This window comes from Staphylococcus taiwanensis, assembly GCA_020544305.1.
Classification (GTDB): Bacteria; Bacillota; Bacilli; order Staphylococcales; family Staphylococcaceae; genus Staphylococcus; species Staphylococcus taiwanensis.
The window spans coordinates 1,763,014-1,783,850 of record CP058667.1 but is presented as its reverse complement, the minus strand read 5'-3'; the positions used below and the strand labels follow the sequence as shown (position 1 = coordinate 1,783,850).

Genomic DNA, 20,837 nt, shown 5'->3' with positions numbered 1-20,837 from the left:
CTGCATAATATAGACAGAAATTTAATAAATGAGCAATAGCGATGCAGTTACGACTAAAGTCTGTTATAATTTGCTCATCATTTAATATTTAAGGAGGATTGGCATTTATGGCAATCGTAAAAGTAACGGATTCAAACATTGATGAAAATATTCAATCAGGCGTTAAATTAGTAGATTTTTGGGCAACTTGGTGTGGCCCATGTAAAATGATTGCTCCAGTTTTAGAAGAATTAGCTGGGGATTATGATGGTAAAGCTGATATTTTAAAATTAGACGTTGATGAAAACCCATCTACTGCTGCTAAATTTGAAGTTATGAGTATCCCAACTTTAATCGTATTTAAAGATGGAGAACCTGTTGATAAAGTTGTAGGTTTCCAACCTAAAGAAAACTTAGCTGAAGTATTAGATAAACATCTATAAGCATTTAAAGAATTTAATTATGACAAAGTCTGAGACATAAAATGTGTCTCAGATTTTTTTAGCATTCTGACAAAAGCGAGCTATGACTGAATTGTACGTTTGGTTGCACCAAATCATATAAACAAATTTATTAAGAAAGGAGGACAAATATGACAGACTACAAAGATAAAATTAAAGATAAATTAAGTGTCGTTCCATTTGAACCAGGTTGTTATTTAATGAAGGACCGAAATAATCAAGTGATTTATGTTGGTAAAGCTAAACGACTTAGAAATCGATTACGTTCTTATTTTACTGGTGCACATGATGCCAAAACTACAAGACTAGTAAGTGAGATACGTAATTTTGAATTTATTGTAACTTCTAGTGAGACGGAATCACTTTTATTAGAGTTAAATCTAATAAAGCAATATCAACCTCGTTACAATATCTTATTAAAAGACGATAAAAGTTATCCTTTTATTAAAATAACTAAAGAAAAGCATCCAAGGTTAATCGTTACAAGAACTGTAAAAAAAGGAACAGGCAAATATTTTGGACCATACCCCAATGCCTATTCAGCACAAGAAACAAAGAAATTATTAGATCGCATCTATCCGTTTAGAAAATGTGATAATATGCCAGATAAATTATGCCTTTATTATCACATTGGGCAATGCATGGGTCCATGTGTATATGATGTAGATCAACAACAATATGCCAAAATGACGCGTGAAATCAGTGACTTTTTAAGTGGAGAAGACAAAACAATTCTTAAAAATCTTGAAGATCGCATGCTAGACGCTAGTGAGAAACTAGATTTTGAACGTGCAAAAGAATATCGCGATTTAATACAACATATTCATAATTTAACTAAGAAACAAAAGATTATGTCCTCCGATAATACAGTACGTGATGTTTTTGGATATAACGTTTCTAAAGGTTGGATGTGTATTCAAGTTTTCTTCATTAGACAAGGGAATATGATTCAACGTGACGCTACAATGATTCCATTACAACAACAAACTGAAGAAGAAGAGTTTTATACGTTTATAGGCCAATTCTATAGTTTAAATCAACATATTTTGCCAAAAGAAGTACATGTACCTAAAAACTTAGATAAAAATATGATTCAGTCAGTAGTAGACACTAAAATTGTCCAACCAGCACGTGGTGCCAAGAAAGAAATGGTAGATTTAGCGAATCATAATGCTGAAGTCGCATTAGACAATAAATTTGAACTTATTGCTAGAGATGAATCTCGAACAGTCAAAGCTATTGAAGAATTAGGAGAGCGTATGGGCATTCAAACGCCAATTCGTATTGAAGCGTTTGATAACTCTAATATTCAAGGTGTAGATCCCGTTTCTGCGATGGTTACATTTGTAGATGGTAAACCTGATAAAAAAGGATATCGTAAATATAAAATTAAGACGGTCGAAGGACCTGATGATTATAAATCAATGAGAGAAGTAGTTCGTCGTCGCTATACACGCGTTTTAAATGAAGGCTTGCCATTGCCTGATCTTATCATCGTTGACGGAGGTAAAGGTCACATGTCGGGTGTTATGGATGTGCTTGAAAATGAGTTAGGCTTAGATATTCCAGTTGCGGGTTTAAGAAAAAATGATAAACACCAAACATCAGAATTACTATACGGTTCGAGTGCTGAAGTAGTACCAATGAAGAAAAATAGCCAAGCATTCTATTTATTACATCGTATTCAAGATGAAGTTCACCGTTTTGCAATTACTTTCCATCGTCAAACTCGACAAAAAACAGGATTACAATCCGTGTTAGATACTGTTGATGGTATTGGTAGTAAACGTAAAACTAAATTATTGCGTACATTTGGCTCTATTAAAAAAATGAAAGAGGCGAGTGTAGCGGATTTAAAAAATGCTGGTCTTCCTGAAAAAGTAGCTAAAAATTTACAACAAGCGCTAAAAGATAACTAATTTTAAAAAAAGGGGTATGAGAATTATTCTCATACCCCAAAAGCATGTAAAAAATGTTACAATATAGTTAACAAAAAGCTTATTTTTTTAAGAAAGTATGGAAGCGTTTTCTAATTGAGAGTCATTATCATTTAAATGTTAATTTATATGATTAATGTAAAATATGCATTTATCATTAAAAAAATATATATAAATGTATTTACTTTTTTAAGTCCTACTTGTTTACATAGTTGAATTTATACGAGCAATATAAGATATGCTCAACACTGACAAGTACTAAATAAAATAGTAAATATTTTTGATTATTTTTACTCTTAATTAGCGTAATTTTCTTAAAGAAAAGCGATTTAAATTAATTGTTTTACAGGGGGGACTCCTTTTGGCAAAGTCTAAAAATGAATTTTACCTAAGACGTATTCACTCGTTACTAGGTATTATTCCAATTGGTGCATTCTTAATTGTTCACTTAGTTGTGAACCATCAAGCGACACAAGGGGCAGATGCTTTTAATAAGGTAACTGGCTTTATGGAATCAATTCCATTTTTATTAGCAGTTGAATTTTTATTAATTTATATTCCAATTTTATACCATGGTTTATATGGTATTCATATCGCGTTTACAGCAAAAGAAAACATCGGTCACTATTCATTATTTAGAAACTGGATGTTTGCATTACAAAGATTCTCAGGTATTGTGACATTCGTATTTATCTTCATGCATTTATGGCAAACTACAATTCAAAAATACTTCTTTGGTAAAGCAGTTGATTTTGAATTGATGCACAAAACACTTGAAAATCCATTGTGGGTTGTTATCTACATGATTTGTGTTGTATGTGTTATTTTCCATTTTTCAAATGGTCTATGGTCATTCTTAGTTACATGGGGATTCTTACAATCTAAAAAATCTCAACGTGTATTTACTTGGGTTTCTTTAATTGTATTCTTAGTTCTTGCGTACATTGGAGTAACAGCAATTTTAGCATTCGTATAAAACGTTAATTGAAATAATACTTAATATTTTAGATAAGTAACATTAGATTTTTGTTACTTATCGAGCGGGCTTGCGTTTAAACGTTAAGTTATAGATATATTTTAGGGGAGTGACAATTCTATGGCAGAGAAAAAAATTATTGTTGTCGGTGGAGGACTTGCCGGTCTGATGTCAACAATTAAAGCTGCAGAACAAGGTGCGCACGTAGATTTATTCTCAATCGTACCTGTTAAACGTTCGCACTCTGTATGTGCCCAAGGTGGTATTAACGGTGCGGTAAATACCAAAGGTGAAGGTGATTCACCTTGGATTCACTTTGACGATACAGTTTATGGTGGTGACTTCTTAGCAAACCAACCACCTGTTAAAGCTATGGCAGAAGCCGCACCATCAATTATTCATTTATTAGACCGTATGGGCGTTATGTTTAGTAGAACAAAAGAAGGTCTATTAGACTTCAGACGTTTTGGTGGTACGTTATATCATAGAACAGCTTTCGCAGGTGCCACTACTGGTCAACAACTTTTATATGCACTTGATGAACAAGTACGTTCATTTGAAGTGGATGGTTTAGTAACGAAATATGAAGGTTGGGAATTCCTAGGTATTGTTAAAGATGAGGAAAATGCTGCAAGAGGTATTGTTGCTCAAAATATGACTACTTCTGAAATTAAATCATTTGGTTCAGATGCTGTTATCATGGCTACTGGTGGTCCTGGTATCATCTTCGGTAAAACAACAAACTCAATGATTAATACAGGTTCAGCAGCGTCTATTGTTTACCAACAAGGTGCTAAATATGCCAATGGTGAATTTATCCAAATCCATCCAACAGCGATTCCTGGTGACGACAAACTACGCTTAATGAGTGAATCAGCACGTGGTGAAGGTGGCCGTATTTGGACGTATAAAGACGGTAAACCTTGGTACTTCTTAGAAGAAAAATATCCTGACTATGGTAACTTAGTACCACGTGATATCGCAACACGTGAAATTTTTGATGTGTGTATTAATCAAAAATTAGGTATCAATGGTGAAAACATGGTATACCTTGATTTGTCTCATAAAGATCCACATGAGTTAGATGTTAAACTTGGTGGAATCATTGAAATCTATGAGAAATTTACTGGAGATGACCCACGTAAAGTTCCAATGAAAATTTTCCCAGCAGTTCACTACTCAATGGGTGGCTTATATGTTGACTATGATCAAATGACTAACATTAAAGGTTTATTTGCAGCCGGAGAATGTGACTTCTCACAACATGGTGGTAACCGTTTAGGTGCTAACTCATTACTATCTGCAATTTATGGTGGAACAGTTGCTGGACCGAATGCGATTAAATATGTTGAAAACGTTGAAACAACATATACTGATTTAGATGAAAGTATATATCAAAAACGTGTTGATGAAGAACAAGAACGTTTCGATAAATTATTAAATATGCGTGGTTCTGAAAATGCATATAAACTTCACCGTGAACTAGGTGAAATTATGACAGCAAATGTAACTGTTGTACGTGAAAACGATAAATTATTAGAAACTGACAAAAAAATTGTAGAATTGATGAAACGATATGAAGATATTGATATGGAAGATACACAAACTTGGAGTAACCAAGCAGTATTCTTTACGCGTCAATTATGGAACATGCTAGTACTAGCACGTGTTATTACAATTGGTGCATATAACCGTAATGAATCACGTGGTGCACATTACAAACCTGAATTCCCAGATCGTAATGACGATGAATGGTTAAAAACAACGTTAGCTGAATATCAAAGTAAAACAGAAGCACCTAAATTTACTTATGAACCAGTTGATGTAAGTTTAATTCCACCACGTAAACGTGACTATACTAGTAAGTCTAAAGGAGGTAAAAAATAATGGCTGACACTCAATCAGTAAAAGAAACTCCGGAAGAATTACGCAATAATGACACTCAAAGCACTCAGAAAAATCAAGATAAACAAGAGCAAAAAGAACCAAAACAAAAATCAATTAAATTAATTATCAAACGTCAAGATAATCAAGAATCTAAACCTTATGAAGAAACGTTTGAAATTCCATATAAAGAAAACATGAACGTCATTGCATGTTTAATGGAAATAAGACGTAATCCGATTAATAGTAAAGGTGAAAAAACAACGCCTGTTACTTGGGATATGAACTGTCTAGAAGAGGTTTGTGGTGCTTGTTCAATGGTTATTAATGGCCGTGCTAGACAATCATGTTCAGCAATCGTTGATCAATTAGAACAACCTATCCGTTTAGAACCAATGAGTACTTTCCCAGTTATTCGTGATTTACAAGTAGATCGTACTAGAATGTTCGATAACTTAAAACGTATGAAAGCGTGGATTCCAATCGATGGTACCTATGATTTAGGACCTGGTCCACGTATGCCTGAGAAAAAACGTCAAACGGCATACGAATTATCTAAATGTATGACTTGTGGTGTATGTTTAGAAGTTTGTCCAAACGTTACACCTAATAATAAATTTGTTGGTGCACAAGCAATTTCTCAAGTACGTTTATTTGATTTACATCCTACTGGTGCAATGACAAAAGATGAACGTTTAGATGCATTAATGAGTGCAGGTGGTTTACAAGCTTGTGGTAACTCACAAAACTGTGTAAATGCTTGTCCAAAAGGTATTCCATTGACAACGTCAATTGCAGCGATGAACAGAGAAACAACATTCCATATGTTTAAATCATTCTTTGGTTCAGACCACAAAGTAGATTAAATTATTAAAGTATAAAGATGACTAAACATAGAAACATGTTTATATCATGTTTCTATGTTACTGTCAGACCCAATGAAGTGGAACAATGAATTCATTATGAATTCTGTTTCACTTCTATTTTTATACTTTGAATTGTGTGGGTCACTTTTAAAAGAAAAAAACAGATTAGTCAAACTCTACTAACGTCTATGGTAAAATAAATTTATTATGTGTTATAAGGATGAATGTAAATGAATAAACCAATAGGTGTTATAGATTCTGGTGTGGGAGGCTTAACTGTAGCTAAAGAAATTATGCGACAGCTTCCTAATGAGACTATCTATTATTTAGGAGATATAGCAAGATGTCCCTATGGTCCACGACCTGGAGATGAAGTGAAAAAGTTTACAACACAATTAGCTAAAAAATTGATGGAATTTGATATTAAAATGTTAGTAATTGCCTGTAATACTGCAACTGCTGTAGCTTTAGAGCATTTACAACAGATATTACCTATTCCAGTGATTGGTGTTATTGAACCCGGTTCAAGAACTGCAATTATGACAACTAAAAATCAAAATGTACTCGTATTAGGCACTGAAGGGACAATTAAATCTGAAGCCTATCGTCATCATATTAAACGTATTAATCCAAACGTTCATGTCTATGGTGTAGCTTGTCCTGGTTTTGTACCTTTAGTAGAACAAATGCGATATGATGATCCCACTATAACGAGTATAGTGATTCATCAAACTTTAAAACAATGGCGAAATACCGATGCAGATACCATTATATTAGGCTGTACACATTATCCATTACTTTATAAACCCATTAAAGATTATTTTGGCGGTGAGAAAAAAGTCATTTCTTCAGGACTAGAGACGGCTCGTGAAGTTAGTGCGTTACTCACTTTTAGTAATGAACATGCAAGTTATACTCGCCATCCTGACCATCGTTTTTTCGCAACAGGTGACACGATGCACATTAAAAATATTATTGGACAATGGTTGAAACTAAACGTCGACGTTGAACGAATTAGCGTTGAATAATAAAGCTTGGAGGTACAATTAATTATGGCTGATATAGTAATTGCTTCAAATAATAAAGGCAAAATTAATGATTTTAAGGCAATTTTCCCGAAAGATAATGTGATTGGTATTTCTGAAGTTATTAAGGATTTCGATGTAGAAGAAACAGGTACCACTTTTGAAGAAAATGCACGATTAAAATCGGAAGCGGCAGCTAAAGCGCTAAATAAAGCAGTCATTGCTGATGATAGTGGATTAGAAGTATTTGCGTTAAATGGAGAACCAGGTGTTTATTCAGCTCGATATGCTGGACCAAATAAAAGTGATGAAGCTAATATAGATAAACTATTACAAAATTTAGAAGGTATTAGTGAGAGAGAAGCACAATTTGTTTGTGTTATAAGCATGAGTACGCCTGGCGAAGAGACACGTACCTTTAAAGGAACAGTATCAGGTGTGATTACAAATGAACGACAAGGAGAGAATGGCTTCGGATATGATCCTATCTTCTTTGTTCCTGAAAAAGGAAAAACAATGGCACAACTCACTACAGAAGAGAAAAGTGAAATTAGTCATCGAGGCAATGCGATTAAGAAATTAAATGCGTATTTGGAGAGTGAATTGTCATGACAAAGTGGCTTATAGTAAGTGACAATCATACAGAAGCAGGTATTTTATACCATTTATACGAGCAACATCAAGATGCTAATGTGTTTATACATTTAGGTGATTCTGAATTTGACTATAATGATACAGAATTGAGCTTGTACCATCGTGTGAAAGGGAATTGTGACTTTTATCCAGAGTTCCCAATGGAAGAAGTAATAGAAAACAATGGCATTAAAGCTTTTTACACACATGGACATCTATATCAAGTTAATCAAACACGAATGAAATTAGCCGAAAAAGCGAAATCAATGGAATGTCAATTCGCATTTTATGGACATACACATGTCGCAAAATACGAAAATATAGGCGGCGTACATGTAATCAATCCTGGTAGTATTTCTCAATCACGGAGTAATATAGAAGAAACTTTCGCAGAATTGATAATTGAAGAACGAAATAATAGCGCTACTTTAAATTATAGAAACCGTGACAATCATATTATAGAAGCTATTGAATTTGAGATTTAATTTAAAAACACTTAGGCATTTAAATAAATTTTAATAGATTGATTCAATTGTAATTATGTAAAATAGTTACAAGTTTTAAGATATAATAAAGAAGGGGTTCTCAAAATGAGAAGTGAAAAACTAACCACTATAACGTTTTATTTATCAATAATTGCATTGTTGATTTCAATTATTAATTTAATACTTACATTCTAAATAACGCTAAATTTTTAAATTTATAAAGTGAGTATAAATTAGATTTAAAAGTGTCAAGCACGTGTCAAAAGTTTATGAATAATGCAATTAAATTTCTAAGTCTTAGAAACTCGTCATATATTGGCGAGTTTTTTTGTGCTAGGTATTTGGGTCACTATAAAAGCAGTTAAAATGCAGTTTTCTAAAGTGTTTCATTAAAAGGCAAAATAAAAAGAACGCTATCATAACAGCGTTCTCAGTCTAAAAATGTATGTAATTTTTAGTTAATGACGTCCTGGGAGGGATACTATAAACCTTATAACAACGGGTTTCATGGGGTTTTGGGTCCCTAATGGGTCCCTAAAAATCACATTGCACTTATAATCTGTGTTGCTTTTTCATCTTCTTCTTTGTAAGTTTCTTCAAGTAAATGTGAATAAACTTCTGTGGTTACTGATATATTTTTATGACCTAATCTTTTTGAAATGTAATATATAGAAATGCCTTTAGCTAATAAATATGAACAGTGAGTATGACGTAAAGCATGTGAAGTAATCTCTTTGATACCTAGATTGTTACAATATACTTTCAAACGTTTATTAACTGCATTGTTTGTTAGTTCACCAAATATAGTTCCGTCGATAGTTCTAGGTAATTGATCAATAGACTTAATGATATGGTTCATATCTTTTTGACTAATAGACACGTAACGTGGCGACGAATCTGTTTTATGCTCATCAATATATATTTCACTTTTAACTTGGTTAATATAATCTCGTTTTAGATTTAAAGCACCACTTATGCGACAACCAGTACAAATCATGATGAATAATACAAGTGATGACGCATTGTCTTTAGTCATCAAATGCTGTTTTAATAATTCATAGTCTTTTAGATTGATATACTTGCTATCCTCACTTTTATTCGGGTTACTAGCTCTATAACTCACTTTAAATGTAGGGTTCTTTGCAATAAGCCCTTCGTATACTGCATCGTCTAAAGATGTTCTAATATAACCGTTTAGTTTTCTAATAGATTCTTTCGAATGATGTTTTGAAAACTCATTAATAAAATCTTGATAATGATATCTGGATAAGTCTTTCAGCCTCTTTTTACCGATAGGATGATTGTTGATATGTTCAATTGCAGAGGTATAGGACTTATATGTTTTAGGTGTCACTGTTGATTTTTTAAACGTTTCACACCAGGTTTTAAAATAGTCATATAGCGTTAAATTAGGTTCGTACTCGATGCCTTGTTTTAATTCATTTAACTTATCTAACCCTGCAGAGTTTGCCTCACGTTTCGTTCTAAAACCTTTCTTTCGATACCTCTTACCATCATATTTAAACTCATATTGCCATTTTTTACCGTCATAACATCGTGTTTGCATGCTATCCCTCCTCAAAAAAGGTAAAAAATAATAAGGGTAGGTGGACTACCCATAAAATTTATTGAGCTGGCGTGTTTTGTACCTCTTGTTGTCTTTTAGCCCAACTGTCGTAACCTTCGTTTTTACCTACCCAGATTGGACCACCTACATGAGCGTTAGGGTCATCCCAAACTTGCTCGCTTGCTTTACGCGCCTCTTCATATTCCGCACGTCCATATCCCATTTGCGACTCGTTATGTGTAGTAGGCTTGTTTTTATTCCATTCGTTAATTTCATCTTGTGTCATATAATCATTGTTATTTTGTGATTGTTGATTGCTACTTTGTTGTTGGTTGTTGTTAGCTTGTTGCTGGTTGTTTTGTTGCGTTGGTTGAACTGTCTTACCTTGTGGACGTTCATTATTACCGTTAGCATTTTGAGTTTTCCCATTATCGTTTTTAGATGTGCTTTCAGATTCGTTGTTAGCAGTATCGTTATTACTATCATCTGAACTATCTTGTTGTTTATCATCATTAGCGTTTTTGTTCGATTTATCTTTGTTTTCTAATTTTTTATCTTTCTTTGGATCATTAGACTTTTTGTCTGATTTACTTTCTGACTTTTTATTATCATCTTTATTCGAGTTATCCTCATCTTGTCCACATGCACCTAATACTAATAAACTTGCAAATATTAAAAATAAAAACTTTTTCATTCTACATTTCTCCTTTATTAGCTATTTGTTTAAGTAAACTGATAATTTCGTTATTTTGTTCTATTATCTTTTTATTTTGTTTCAGTTGTTCATCTAATATTTTTATAACGACAAAGTTTTGATTGATTAACTCATATGTGAAAACAGTTGTTCCATCTTTTGTTGTCGAAAAACTACTTAATCGCGTCATAAAACTGTCGATATGTTTGCCTGGTTCGTTTTTTAAAAGAGCATTTTCTGTAATAGAAGTCACTTCGTCTAAACCATGTTTTAACATAGTGCGTTTCATATAATCGAATAAGCTAACTTTGTCGTCCTTTTGCGGTGTAGAAGCGTTGAAATCATTTAATACTTTTCTTTTTTCTTCAACAGATAATTTTTTATAACGAATTTTTTCTTCTTTAGTTATTGTCGTCAGATATTTGCCTTCTGTCATACTCTCTTTAAATGTAAGTCTATTATGCGGCGGTTCTTTCATTCTACATTTCTCCTTTGTTTATATTTCTTTATATTTAAAAACCCTCAACGGCTCAAACGTAATAGAGTAATCGCCATAGTGAGTTCCAATACCATGTTTTTGTTTGTAATGTTCCAATATTTCTAATACGTGTTCTTCACTTAACTGAACGTATTCCGCTAGTTCGTATAAGTTACTTACACCGTAGTGATGTGCCTCTACAATAATACGCAAGGGCAGTGCGGCCTCGTATCCATGACGTCTTGCGTAGTTTTCAAATTTGCGATTTATGTCTTTAGATTGATCTAAGATATTCCCATATGTAAGTTTGTGATGTGCTAGTTCCTCGTATAAGACTTCGGCTTTGCGTGTTTCGGATAGGTCTTTATCTATAAGAATTATTCCATCCTTATAGAAACCACTATACCCATCAGGTAGCGAATGTGTATCTTTAATTTTAATGTGTTCATTCTCAGCAAGTAATTGTTCGTAACGTGACATTAAAACCAATCCCTTTATTTATCTTCGTTTTTAAATCTATCAATTAGACTCATTATGTAATCAACATCTTCTTGTTTAAGTTCACCCTCTAGATGCGCTGCTAATGTTTGGGGTTCTTCTGTTGATTCTTCTTTAGGAAAGAAATCATTAATACTGCATTTTAAAATATGAGAAAGTTCAAAAAGTGTATCTTGATTAGCCTTTCTTAAACCTTTTTCATATCTACTTACAGCTTGTCTACTAACATTTAATTTATCAGCTAAACCTTGTTGAGTTAAACCACGTTTTTCTCTATGTTCTTTTATCTGATTTCCAACATAAATTGCTAGTTCTTCTTGATTCATTTTTAATTTCCTCCGTTGTTTTGTTAAATTAATTATACATTATATGTCACCATTTTGGTAGCCTGAATTTTACAAAAACACAAAAAAATTTGCAAAAGACTATTTACATGTCACCGTATTGGTGCTATAGTTGTATTTGTCAGGAGGTGCTAACGCAATGCAACATAAACTATATGGCTTGAGAAAAGGGAAATATACTCAAGATGAAATGGCGAAAATTTTAAATATAAGTAGAAATTCTTATATCAATAAAGAACAAAGCAAGACGCCATTTAATTTAGATGAGATGTTTATAATCTCAAAATTATTCAATAAAAATATGGAAGATATTTTTTTACCTAGATGTCACCAAAATGGTAACAAAGAGCACCAAAAAACTTAAAGGAGGATAACAAATGCAAGATTTAAAAAAGATTCATGAAATAGCAGTAAAAATCATCGAACTAGCAGAAAAAGAAAAATGGAGCAAAGAGGAATTGCTTACGACAATCGACCTCTTACATCTCCAAAATAAAAATACATTGTCTTTAACTGTTGATGGTAAAAAAATTATTTAGGATTTTTTGTATTCATATCAACATCAAAAGTTAAAGGGTTTTCATCAACCGAAATTAATCGGTGACTTGAACGTATATCAATATTATTGCCGTCAACGTGGATTGTTACGACCAAACCATTTTCGTAAGCTAATCGAACACCTTTGCTACCATCTACAAATTCACATGGTGTTTCTTCAAACTTACCGGCATTTCTAACATTGATACTAAAGTTATAGTTAGGTTTCAATCTTATCACCACCCACCATCGCAGTAGCGATAACTAAATTATACACGAAAGGAGCATAAACAATATGCAAGCATTACAAGAAATACAAATTGAAAACAATTCAGAATTAGGAGCAGTTGTTTCTAGTCGAGTAGTAGCAGAGGAATTAGAAAGAAGACACGATCATGTAAAAAGGGATTTAGAGAACATTTTAAAATCTCAGTCCCCAAATCTGGGGAGTGAGATTATCCCAAACACTTATAAAAGCGAAAGAGGTAGAGAATATAAAGAATACCTATTAACTAAAGATGGTTTCACTTTATACATGTTCAATATTCAAGGTCACAACGATTTCAAAATGGCTTACATTAATAAATTTAACGAAATGGAACGTCAAATCGCACAACCTGTCGCAAGTTACATGATTAAAGACCCAGTCAAACGTGCTGAACTTTGGATAGAGGAACAAAAAGAGAAACAACAGCTACAACTTGAAAACAACATGCAAAAGCAAAAGATTGCTGAATATGAACCTAAAGCATCTTATCTAGACACAATATTAAACAATAAAAATTTAGTTACAGTCGGTCAGATTGCTAAAGATTACGGAATGTCGGCTCAAGCATTAAACAAGTTACTGCATGAACTGAAAGTTCAATATAAACAATCTGGTCAGTGGTTACTATATTCTAACCTACATGCTAAAGGCTACACACATTCATCTACTACTGAGATTGAACATAAAGACGGTAGCACATCGGTTCGCATGAATACTAAATGGACACAGAAAGGTAGATTGTTCATTTACGAATTACTAAAAGACAACGATATTTTACCCACAATCGAACAAACAACTTAAAGGAGGTCGCTATGAATATCGATGTATGTGGTGTGAAATACAATGTATTTCAAATTGAAGAAGTTGACAATGATCCAAGTTGCTTAGGTTTGTGTATCTATAGAGAAAGCGTAATACAAATTAAAAGAAGTTTGTCAACCGAACGTAAGAAGCAAGTTTTAGTTCACGAGATGTTACATGCAATGTTGTATGAAGCTGGTTATGACGAACACGATGAAGAACAAGTAAAAAACTTATCAATAGTGTTTAACCAAGTTTTAAATCAAAACAATTTAAAAGCCACTCTAAATGAATTAGAGCAGCTTTCATCAAGTTAACGTTCTTTACGAACTCCCTTAAACGGTTTTGAATCTGATTTCATATCCATAAATCTACCAGTTTTAGAATCACGTTTAACATAACGTTTTGTTTTAGGGTTTTTAACTTGAGAACGACTTTTCACCGCACCTTTACGGCGTCCGTCTTTAGGTGGATTCTTAGCCATAGGCAACACCTCCTTTCTATAAGGAGATAACCAAATTATACACGAAAGGAGTATCTAAGATGACGCAAACTTTAACCGTATCTGTACCAATACCCGACACACACGTGCTTGTCTCTAAAGATGAATACGACGAGTTAATAAACTACTCATTAGACCCAGTCTGGGACTTAAAAGAATTGAAACGCAAATTGAAAATGTCATCTGACGACACTATTAAAGACAGATTACTATTCAATCCTAAGTTTGAGAAATTACTCAAAAAGCAAGGCATCGCACATTATCCGGATGAAAGTTTAAATCGTTGGAGATTCAACGCTAGAAAGATGAGCAAATTTATCGACGAACATTTTGAAGAAATTCACGGAAAGGGGAGATAAACATGAAATCACACGATAAAGCATTCTTAATCTCAGGCATGATGTTCAACGTAACATTTTTTTTATCAATGATGCTAAACATATTCATCACAAACGCAGTAGCAATAGCAATGGTTACAGCAGTAATCACATACTTGTTTTTCGAATATGAATTTTTTCAAGTAAAGGAGAATTAAGAAAATGAAAAATGAATTTAGAATTTTGTTAGCTATTAGAAAATTGAAAATAAAAGATGTATACAAAGGTACCGGAATATCACGAACAACTTTACAAGGACTTTATTATGAAACAACGCCACATCCAAGCGCAACGACTATTCTAAAGATTTGCGACTTTTTAGAAGTAACTCCAAATGACTTTTTTGGCATAAAAAAAGACTGAAACTCACGGCAATGAGTAACAGTCAAACACTTAACAAAAATTTCATCTTAATCATATAACGGGAGGCACATATATGCAAGAGGTAACTATATCTTTAAAAGAATATAACAACTTGCTAAAAGATAGCAAAGACTTAGTTTTAATCAGTTTAGAAAACAAACATCTAAAAAGACAACTAGATACTGCTAAAGAGCATATTAAAGATTTAAACGACAATATCAATTTATATATTACCCTGTATCAAAGCGCTGATGCTAGATCAGACAGGGCTGACCGACGATGGGAGGAGTACGTGAATGCAAGAGCCAATATTAAATTGTGAAGTAGAGTATCGCATTAAAGATAATTACTTTGGGCGCTGGATCACTAATAAACCTACTGCTCAAGAATATGCTAATTACAATGCTTTAAGACGTAATGCTCGTAAATTCGATGGTTTGCAAGATATAGACATTGACTGGGATAAACACTTGATTGAAGTATCAACGATTGAAACGAAAGAAACGCGTAAAGTATACAGTTTTAAAGATTTGGAGGAGGTAAACGATGGCTGAACAACTTAATTTATTTCAAAAGATAGCAGATGTTAAAGCCAATATTGATGGTTTTACTAAAGACACCAAAGGTTACAACTATTCTTACGTAAGTGGCTCTCAAGTCCTTCATAGAATAAGAAACAAGATGATTGAACATAATTTATTACTTGTACCATACACAGAAAACGAAGAAGTAACTGAAACCACAAATGCGAAAGGTAAGCCAGAACATATTATTAAATTGAAACTGACTTATAAATGGATCAATGCAGATAATCCACAAGAAATTTTAGAAGTACCTTTCTTCGCAGTAGGCCAACAAGACGATGTATCGAAAGCACATGGTACTGCATTAACTTATGCGGAAAGATACTTCTTAATGAAATTCTTCAATATTCCAACCGATGAAGATGATGCAGATGCTAAACAAAAACAAGAAAAATATAACAAGGTAAGTAGTAAAACGGTTGGCGTTCTAAAACAAGAAGTGTTTGATTTTGTTGATTTGATGAAGTCATTAGGAAAAGACGTAACGCAACAACAAGCAGAAAGTACATTTGGAATACAAGATTACACGTCAATGTCTGAACAACAAGCAGTAACTACAATCAATAACATTCAAGCAATGGCGAAAAAATATAAGGAGAATACGAATGACTAATTTAACTATTTTAACAGGACGTATCACTAAAGATTTAGAACTAAAACAAGCAGGACAAACTCAAGTAACTAACTTCTCATTAGCAGTAGATAACCCATTCAAAAAAGATGACACTTCATTCTTCGACATTGTAGCGTTTGGTAAAACTGCTGAACTACTTAATAACTATTGTGGTAAAGGTAGCAAAATCTTAATCGAAGGCAACTTGAAACAAGATAGATTTCAAGACAAAGAAGGAAACAATCGTTCAGTAGTACGAGTGATTGCTAACAGAATTGAATTCTTAGATAGCAAAGGTAGCAACCAACAAAACGGCCAACCTCAACAACAAAGAGGACAAGCAACAGCAGGAAATAATCCATTTGATAATGGTACAGACATCGATAACTCAGATTTGCCTTTCTGATTGGACTGATATAGATGCCGATTATTAAAAATTACATCATTCAAGACGACGGTACAACTACCGTTGTCATTGAGGGTGTAGAACTAGATAACAAGACATCGCTATTACTCGATAACGGTTTTGATGTAGAAGTTGATGTCATTCCAGTTGATCCATTCAGAATAACCGACAAACAACGTCGTAAGATATTTGCACTTGTAAAGGACATAGAGGCTCATACTGGAACGCCTATGGATTACATGAGGCATTTATTCATCGAATACGTTCGGACGTACTACGGCTACGACGAGTGTATCTCATTAAGTGATTGCACACGTACACAAGCAAGCCAAATTATCGAGGTTACATTGGACTGGATATTTCATAACGATATACCACTTGCATATAAAACGAGCGACTTACTCAAGCAAGATAAATCATTTTTATATTGGTCGACGGTCAATCGTAACTGTGTAATTTGTGGCAAACCACATTCAGATTTAGCACATAGATACGCAGTAGGTAAAGGTCGTAATCGTAACAAAATAGATCATGTAGGTAATCAAGTATTAGCGCTATGCAGAAACCACCACACCGAACAGCACCAAATAGGCATGGATACATTCAACAATAAATATCACTTAACAGACAGTTGGGTTGATGTAGATGAGCGACTAAATAAGATGCTTAAAGGAGGTAGTAATATTGGCTGAAGTATCATGGATAAAATTAAAAGTAGGAATGTTTGATGATAGCAAAATTAAATATATAGAGGCATTGCCAGAACGTGACACGATTATAACCGTTTGGGTTAAGTTGCTAACGCTTGCTGGTAAATACAATGAACAAGGTTACATCATGCTATCAGAAAACTTACCTTACAACGATGAAATGTTAGCTAACGAATTTAATCGACCTATTAACTCAATCAGATTAGCATTACAAACTTTTAAAACTTTAGGAATGATTGAAGATGTGCAAGGTATTTACAAAGTTACTAATTGGGAAAAGCACCAAAACATTGAAGGTCTTGAAAAAATCAGAGAACAAAATCGATTGAGAAAGCAAAAACAACGTGAAAAAGAGAAAAGATTACTCAACAAACCAGAAAGTCACGTGAAGTCACGTGACAGTCACGCAACAGATATAGATAAAGAAGAAGATAAAGAATTAGAAGAAGATAAAGATAAAGAGATAGATAAAGACGACGTCTTTAAAACATCAATTAATTACATCATGGATAACTTATCTAATAACTTAACATCTAATCAAATGGAATTAATTGGATACTCTATTGATGATATTGGAGAACAAGCTGATGAAGTAGTAAAAATAGCAGTTGATTATACAAAAGAAAAAGGAACTCATGTTGGTTATTTAATTAAAGTTTTAAATAATTGGGCTAAAGAAAATGTAAAAACTAAAGAAGATGCTCAAAACAAAGTAAAACCTAAACAACAAGTAAAAGGAACTTTACTAGACGACATATTGAATGAGGAGTGATAACAAATGCCTATGACTAAAAAAGAGGCTGCAATCATTCTTAATAAAATCAATACTATTTACAATATGAAATTCGATAGTGACGAACAAGTTTTAAAAGAATGGCTACACCTATTAATAAAATACGGGGACTATCAACCGACATTATTAAAAACAGAGCAATACATCAGAGAAAAGAAATATAAACCAACTCTATCTGACATATTAGCTTATAAACCCAAAACAAAGGTAATCGACACGATACCTAAAGAACAAACTAAAGCATACAAATTACAGCATGACCCAGAATACAAAAAACGTCATGAAGAACGTAAGAAAAAATGGGCGCAGATGAAACAAGAATGGGGTGTTGTAGATGAAGAATATTGATGTTTTATCAACTGAACACGCTATTGTTTCAAATCTGATGAACTACCCTAAATTGTTAAGTAAGTTAAAACTCAAACCGGCAATGTTTACAGATGTTACTGCTCAAAAGTTTATCGAGTATGTACTTGAAAAAGGCAAAGTGGATGTAAACGAGATTTACTACAAAAGCAGAGAAGATGTTGAATTTATATCAACTAAGGTATTAACTCAACTGTATAACTCAAAAGGTACAGATAAAGTGTTTTTTATGCAGGATCAACTAAACATCTTAAACAACTACATTTTGAATAAAGCTAGGGTCGAAGTTAGTGAGTTTCAATCAGTACCAACGAAAGAAAATTTTACTTATCTAATCGACCAATTAAAAGGGCTAAGTGAGTTAAACATCGAGAAAGATAACCCAACAGACCAATTTTTAACAACTGTTATGGAAAACATCTTATCAGACGCACCTAAGACGTTTATAACGACGAGTTTTAATAAGTTAGATGAAAAGATACACGGCTTTGAAGAAGGACAATTAAACGTGCTTGCAGGACGCCCTAGCACTGGTAAAACTGCACTAGCATTAAATATGATATGGAATTTAGCGCAACAGGGTTATCCTACCACTTTCTTTAGCTTAGAAACTGGAGGTAACAATATAGTGGAACGACTGACTTCTGCAATATCTGGAGTGCCACTATATAAAATTAAAAAATCAGATGGGTTAAACGATGATGAAGTCGAAAGAATAATGTCAGCAATCAACGATATTAAACAACACAGCAACTTCAGAATTGAAGACCATGCTCAAATCACACCACAAGATGTTAGAGAAATTGCAATGCGAGATAGCGATAAACCACAAATTATATGTATAGACTACTTGCAGTTAATGAAATCTGACTTGCCGCAAAAAGATAGACGTTTGGAAGTTGAAAAAATTAGTCGTGATTTAAAAATTATAGCCAAAGAAACAGGTTGCTTAATCATAGCTTTATCACAATTAAGCAGGGGTGTTGAAAGCAGGCAAGACAAACGCCCTTTGATGTCTGATTTAAGAGAAGCTGGAGGCATTGAGCAAGACGCTAATATGATATTTATGCTTTATCGAGATGATTATTACAATCGTGAACTTGCAGATGATGAAACTGGTAAATCAGATATTGAGTTAAACGTCGCTAAAAATAAAGACGGCGAGACAGGTGTTGTTGAACTTGAATTCTACAAAAAAACGCAGAGGTTTTACTAATGATTATTGCAGAATTACAAACATTATTAGGCGACTTATACCGTAACGATTACAAAGATGACCCACTTATTCAAAAAAGTATTTTAGAAATGGGTTGGGCAGTAGATAGATTACTAAAAAGTGAAGAAATAACCTTTTTTGATGATTACGATAACGTTAAATCAAAAATATTAGATGAAACAAAGTGGAGGTGCAGCGATGGGACTTATAGAAGGTGCTAACAACCAATACAACCTATTTACCAAAGACGGAGATATAGCATTTACAGTGTACCCACTAGCGCCTAACTCAAATTGCGTAGTTAATCAAAGTGGTTGGCGCTATACAAAAGAAAGTTCATTTAACTTAGGTGACACTGAACTTACTAACTTTAAAAGCAAACACAATTTTTACTTAGAACATGAACTCAATATGCAGATGAGTATATTTGATTTATAGGAGTGAACACATGCAACTAGAGATTAAATTCAATTCAACGTACGAGGCACCTATTGGCTCGCCTCGTCCACGTTTCAGTAGACGTGGTAGTTTTATTCAAACATACATGCCGGCGTCGTATACAGCACATAAACAGTATATACAGAGCCAGTTACCAAAAGAGATGTTGAATACACAACTTAAAGTATCACTTTACTTTTACTTTAAACCGCCGAAGAGTTGGTCGAAAAATCAGAAACTGATAGCGATAGGTCAATATAAACGTACTAAGCCAGATATAGATAATTTAATTAAAACTGTGCTAGATGCAGCGAATGATCACTTATGGAAAGACGATAACCAAATTGTAGAGATACACAGTTTTAAGCAGTATGCAGAAGAGCCAAAAATCATTTTAGAAGTGGAGGAAGTGTAATGCAAGAAGAAACATTAAAACTCACATTCGATTTAACAGTTGAAGTAGAACAACCGGTGTGGGTAGGCAAACACGAAGATAGAGAGAACTATATCGAATACTATACCGAACGTTACAAAAACGACGCTGACGACTTACTAGATAACATCAAAAACGTTACTGACGTTAGTGTTAGTTACGCAGATTGGAAGTGATACTATGCCGAAAGTGAATATAAACGGCAAACGTTACAGATTATGTGATGTATATAAATATTTTGATGTATCTGATAGCACAGTTAGAAAGCGTTATGCAGAAGGTTTACGTGGACCAGAACTAATACACGGCAAAGGAGTATATGAATATGGTGCAGACGTACGAAAGAAATGAAAAGCAATTAACAGCTAAGCAGTTGTACGAGATACAACAAGCAGAAATTAGACACGAAAGAGCGTTGAAACGTAAACGTAGAGAAGAACGTATTGCTAGGGCTAAACGTGCAGAACGTGAGGTTGCTAAGCACAGAGTGAACACTAGATACTTTAAAAATCTAGTACAAAACAATCTTATGGTTAAAGTCAAAACAGATCAATACGGCAATGTGCAGAGGGGGTAGAGGAATGGAAAATGTAAGGATAATTG

The 20,837-nt window shown here is 33.5% G+C and carries 36 protein-coding genes; 29 read left to right on the top strand and 7 right to left on the bottom strand.

Annotated elements, in window-relative coordinates:
• The first annotated feature begins 107 nt into the window (after window positions 1-107).
• The 8 genes from trxA to HYI43_08490 all read left to right on the top strand — a co-directional run bounded on the left by trxA (window position 108) and on the right by HYI43_08490 (window position 8,246).
• Window positions 108-422: a thioredoxin gene (gene trxA, locus HYI43_08525; GenBank protein ID UDI78589.1), complete on the top strand. Its 315-nt coding sequence runs from the start codon at window positions 108-110 to the stop codon at window positions 420-422.
• 149 nt (window positions 423-571) lie between these two features.
• Complete coding sequence (uvrC, locus tag HYI43_08520) at window positions 572-2,359, top strand: excinuclease ABC subunit UvrC (protein ID UDI78588.1); 1,788 nt, start codon at window positions 572-574, stop codon at window positions 2,357-2,359.
• 379 nt (window positions 2,360-2,738) lie between these two features.
• The gene (locus tag HYI43_08515; protein ID UDI78587.1) at window positions 2,739-3,353 is read left to right on the top strand and encodes a succinate dehydrogenase cytochrome b558 subunit; all 615 of its coding nucleotides are present in this window, start codon (window positions 2,739-2,741) and stop codon (window positions 3,351-3,353) included.
• 120 nt (window positions 3,354-3,473) lie between these two features.
• On the top strand, window positions 3,474-5,240 hold the full coding sequence (sdhA, locus tag HYI43_08510) for a succinate dehydrogenase flavoprotein subunit (protein ID UDI78586.1): 1,767 nt from the start codon (window positions 3,474-3,476) through the stop codon (window positions 5,238-5,240).
• On the top strand, window positions 5,240-6,103 hold the full coding sequence (gene sdhB, locus HYI43_08505; protein ID UDI78585.1) for a succinate dehydrogenase iron-sulfur subunit: 864 nt from the start codon (window positions 5,240-5,242) through the stop codon (window positions 6,101-6,103). The genes sdhA and sdhB overlap by 1 nt, the downstream gene beginning before the upstream one ends.
• Window positions 6,104-6,333: 230 nt before the next feature.
• Complete coding sequence (gene racE, locus HYI43_08500; protein UDI78584.1) at window positions 6,334-7,131, top strand: glutamate racemase; 798 nt, start codon at window positions 6,334-6,336, stop codon at window positions 7,129-7,131.
• 24 nt (window positions 7,132-7,155) lie between these two features.
• A complete protein-coding gene (locus HYI43_08495) occupies window positions 7,156-7,740 on the top strand; it encodes an XTP/dITP diphosphatase (GenBank protein ID UDI78583.1) in 585 nt (194 codons plus the stop codon).
• Window positions 7,737-8,246 (top strand): metallophosphoesterase, encoded by a 510-nt coding sequence (locus tag HYI43_08490; protein ID UDI78582.1) that lies wholly within the window; start codon window positions 7,737-7,739, stop codon window positions 8,244-8,246. The genes HYI43_08495 and HYI43_08490 overlap by 4 nt, the downstream gene beginning before the upstream one ends.
• A gap of 541 nt (window positions 8,247-8,787) precedes the next feature.
• Here the strand turns inward: HYI43_08490 and HYI43_08485 are convergent.
• Genes HYI43_08485 through HYI43_08465 form a run of 5 tightly spaced genes read right to left on the bottom strand, consistent with a single transcriptional unit; the run spans window position 8,788 to window position 11,809 of the window.
• The gene (locus tag HYI43_08485) at window positions 8,788-9,813 is read right to left on the bottom strand and encodes a tyrosine-type recombinase/integrase (protein UDI78581.1); all 1,026 of its coding nucleotides are present in this window, start codon (window positions 9,811-9,813) and stop codon (window positions 8,788-8,790) included.
• A 58-nt stretch (window positions 9,814-9,871) separates the two neighbouring features.
• The gene (locus HYI43_08480; protein UDI78580.1) at window positions 9,872-10,507 is read right to left on the bottom strand and encodes a hypothetical protein; all 636 of its coding nucleotides are present in this window, start codon (window positions 10,505-10,507) and stop codon (window positions 9,872-9,874) included.
• 1 nt (window position 10,508) lies between these two features.
• Window positions 10,509-10,985, bottom strand: a complete 477-nt coding sequence (locus tag HYI43_08475) for a hypothetical protein (GenBank protein ID UDI78579.1) — start codon at window positions 10,983-10,985, stop codon at window positions 10,509-10,511.
• An 18-nt stretch (window positions 10,986-11,003) separates the two neighbouring features.
• Complete coding sequence (locus HYI43_08470; protein UDI78578.1) at window positions 11,004-11,465, bottom strand: ImmA/IrrE family metallo-endopeptidase; 462 nt, start codon at window positions 11,463-11,465, stop codon at window positions 11,004-11,006.
• Window positions 11,466-11,479: 14 nt separating this feature from the next.
• The gene (locus HYI43_08465; protein ID UDI78577.1) at window positions 11,480-11,809 is read right to left on the bottom strand and encodes a helix-turn-helix transcriptional regulator; all 330 of its coding nucleotides are present in this window, start codon (window positions 11,807-11,809) and stop codon (window positions 11,480-11,482) included.
• Window positions 11,810-11,966: 157 nt separating this feature from the next.
• Here HYI43_08465 and HYI43_08460 point away from each other — a divergent pair, with 157 nt between their 5' ends.
• Complete coding sequence (locus HYI43_08460) at window positions 11,967-12,191, top strand: helix-turn-helix domain-containing protein (GenBank protein UDI78576.1); 225 nt, start codon at window positions 11,967-11,969, stop codon at window positions 12,189-12,191.
• A 13-nt stretch (window positions 12,192-12,204) separates the two neighbouring features.
• Window positions 12,205-12,366, top strand: coding sequence for a hypothetical protein (locus HYI43_08455; protein ID UDI78575.1), 162 nt, complete (start codon window positions 12,205-12,207; stop codon window positions 12,364-12,366).
• On the opposite strand, the gene HYI43_08450 is transcribed toward HYI43_08455, so the two are convergent.
• Complete coding sequence (locus HYI43_08450) at window positions 12,359-12,595, bottom strand: hypothetical protein (protein ID UDI78574.1); 237 nt, start codon at window positions 12,593-12,595, stop codon at window positions 12,359-12,361. The two genes, HYI43_08455 and HYI43_08450, sit on opposite strands and share 8 nt — an antisense overlap.
• 64 nt (window positions 12,596-12,659) lie before the next feature.
• On the opposite strand from HYI43_08450, the gene HYI43_08445 reads away from it, so the two are divergent.
• Together HYI43_08445 and HYI43_08440 are read left to right on the top strand one after the other, a co-directional pair.
• Window positions 12,660-13,433 carry a phage antirepressor KilAC domain-containing protein gene (locus tag HYI43_08445; protein UDI78573.1) on the top strand — a complete coding sequence of 258 codons (774 nt, stop codon included), beginning with the start codon at window positions 12,660-12,662 and terminating at the stop codon, window positions 13,431-13,433.
• Window positions 13,434-13,444: 11 nt separating this feature from the next.
• Window positions 13,445-13,750 carry a hypothetical protein gene (locus HYI43_08440; protein ID UDI78572.1) on the top strand — a complete coding sequence of 102 codons (306 nt, stop codon included), beginning with the start codon at window positions 13,445-13,447 and terminating at the stop codon, window positions 13,748-13,750.
• Here the strand turns inward: HYI43_08440 and HYI43_08435 are convergent.
• Complete coding sequence (locus tag HYI43_08435) at window positions 13,747-13,917, bottom strand: hypothetical protein (GenBank protein UDI78571.1); 171 nt, start codon at window positions 13,915-13,917, stop codon at window positions 13,747-13,749. The two genes, HYI43_08440 and HYI43_08435, sit on opposite strands and share 4 nt — an antisense overlap.
• 59 nt (window positions 13,918-13,976) lie before the next feature.
• Between HYI43_08435 and HYI43_08430 the strand changes: the two genes are divergently transcribed.
• From HYI43_08430 to HYI43_08350, 17 genes are all read left to right on the top strand, one after another.
• A complete protein-coding gene (locus HYI43_08430) occupies window positions 13,977-14,294 on the top strand; it encodes a DUF771 domain-containing protein (GenBank protein UDI78570.1) in 318 nt (105 codons plus the stop codon).
• 2 nt (window positions 14,295-14,296) lie between these two features.
• Window positions 14,297-14,470, top strand: a complete 174-nt coding sequence (locus HYI43_08425) for a hypothetical protein (protein UDI78569.1) — start codon at window positions 14,297-14,299, stop codon at window positions 14,468-14,470.
• Window positions 14,471-14,474: 4 nt separating this feature from the next.
• Window positions 14,475-14,675: a helix-turn-helix transcriptional regulator gene (locus HYI43_08420; protein ID UDI78568.1), complete on the top strand. Its 201-nt coding sequence runs from the start codon at window positions 14,475-14,477 to the stop codon at window positions 14,673-14,675.
• Window positions 14,676-14,748: 73 nt separating this feature from the next.
• Window positions 14,749-14,997, top strand: coding sequence for a hypothetical protein (locus HYI43_08415; GenBank protein ID UDI78567.1), 249 nt, complete (start codon window positions 14,749-14,751; stop codon window positions 14,995-14,997).
• Window positions 14,972-15,229: a DUF2483 family protein gene (locus HYI43_08410; GenBank protein ID UDI78566.1), complete on the top strand. Its 258-nt coding sequence runs from the start codon at window positions 14,972-14,974 to the stop codon at window positions 15,227-15,229. The genes HYI43_08415 and HYI43_08410 overlap by 26 nt, the downstream gene beginning before the upstream one ends.
• The gene (locus HYI43_08405; protein UDI78565.1) at window positions 15,222-15,872 is read left to right on the top strand and encodes an ERF family protein; all 651 of its coding nucleotides are present in this window, start codon (window positions 15,222-15,224) and stop codon (window positions 15,870-15,872) included. Before HYI43_08410 ends, HYI43_08405 begins: the two co-directional genes overlap by 8 nt.
• Window positions 15,865-16,278 (top strand): single-stranded DNA-binding protein, encoded by a 414-nt coding sequence (locus tag HYI43_08400; protein UDI78564.1) that lies wholly within the window; start codon window positions 15,865-15,867, stop codon window positions 16,276-16,278. The genes HYI43_08405 and HYI43_08400 overlap by 8 nt, the downstream gene beginning before the upstream one ends.
• A 14-nt stretch (window positions 16,279-16,292) precedes the next feature.
• A complete protein-coding gene (locus tag HYI43_08395; protein UDI78563.1) occupies window positions 16,293-16,970 on the top strand; it encodes a hypothetical protein in 678 nt (225 codons plus the stop codon).
• Window positions 16,963-17,760 carry a phage replisome organizer N-terminal domain-containing protein gene (locus HYI43_08390; protein UDI78562.1) on the top strand — a complete coding sequence of 266 codons (798 nt, stop codon included), beginning with the start codon at window positions 16,963-16,965 and terminating at the stop codon, window positions 17,758-17,760. The genes HYI43_08395 and HYI43_08390 overlap by 8 nt, the downstream gene beginning before the upstream one ends.
• A 6-nt stretch (window positions 17,761-17,766) precedes the next feature.
• Complete coding sequence (locus HYI43_08385) at window positions 17,767-18,129, top strand: hypothetical protein (GenBank protein ID UDI78561.1); 363 nt, start codon at window positions 17,767-17,769, stop codon at window positions 18,127-18,129.
• Complete coding sequence (locus HYI43_08380; protein ID UDI78560.1) at window positions 18,116-19,363, top strand: AAA family ATPase; 1,248 nt, start codon at window positions 18,116-18,118, stop codon at window positions 19,361-19,363. Before HYI43_08385 ends, HYI43_08380 begins: the two co-directional genes overlap by 14 nt.
• Window positions 19,363-19,584 (top strand): hypothetical protein, encoded by a 222-nt coding sequence (locus tag HYI43_08375; protein ID UDI78559.1) that lies wholly within the window; start codon window positions 19,363-19,365, stop codon window positions 19,582-19,584. Before HYI43_08380 ends, HYI43_08375 begins: the two co-directional genes overlap by 1 nt.
• Complete coding sequence (locus HYI43_08370) at window positions 19,562-19,801, top strand: DUF3269 family protein (GenBank protein UDI78558.1); 240 nt, start codon at window positions 19,562-19,564, stop codon at window positions 19,799-19,801. Before HYI43_08375 ends, HYI43_08370 begins: the two co-directional genes overlap by 23 nt.
• A gap of 10 nt (window positions 19,802-19,811) precedes the next feature.
• A complete protein-coding gene (locus HYI43_08365; protein ID UDI78557.1) occupies window positions 19,812-20,216 on the top strand; it encodes a RusA family crossover junction endodeoxyribonuclease in 405 nt (134 codons plus the stop codon).
• Window positions 20,216-20,410 carry a hypothetical protein gene (locus tag HYI43_08360; GenBank protein ID UDI78556.1) on the top strand — a complete coding sequence of 65 codons (195 nt, stop codon included), beginning with the start codon at window positions 20,216-20,218 and terminating at the stop codon, window positions 20,408-20,410. The genes HYI43_08365 and HYI43_08360 overlap by 1 nt, the downstream gene beginning before the upstream one ends.
• Window positions 20,411-20,414: 4 nt before the next feature.
• Window positions 20,415-20,585: a hypothetical protein gene (locus tag HYI43_08355; GenBank protein ID UDI78555.1), complete on the top strand. Its 171-nt coding sequence runs from the start codon at window positions 20,415-20,417 to the stop codon at window positions 20,583-20,585.
• Window positions 20,560-20,811 carry a hypothetical protein gene (locus HYI43_08350; GenBank protein ID UDI78554.1) on the top strand — a complete coding sequence of 84 codons (252 nt, stop codon included), beginning with the start codon at window positions 20,560-20,562 and terminating at the stop codon, window positions 20,809-20,811. Before HYI43_08355 ends, HYI43_08350 begins: the two co-directional genes overlap by 26 nt.
• The last annotated feature ends 26 nt before the right edge of the window (window positions 20,812-20,837 follow it).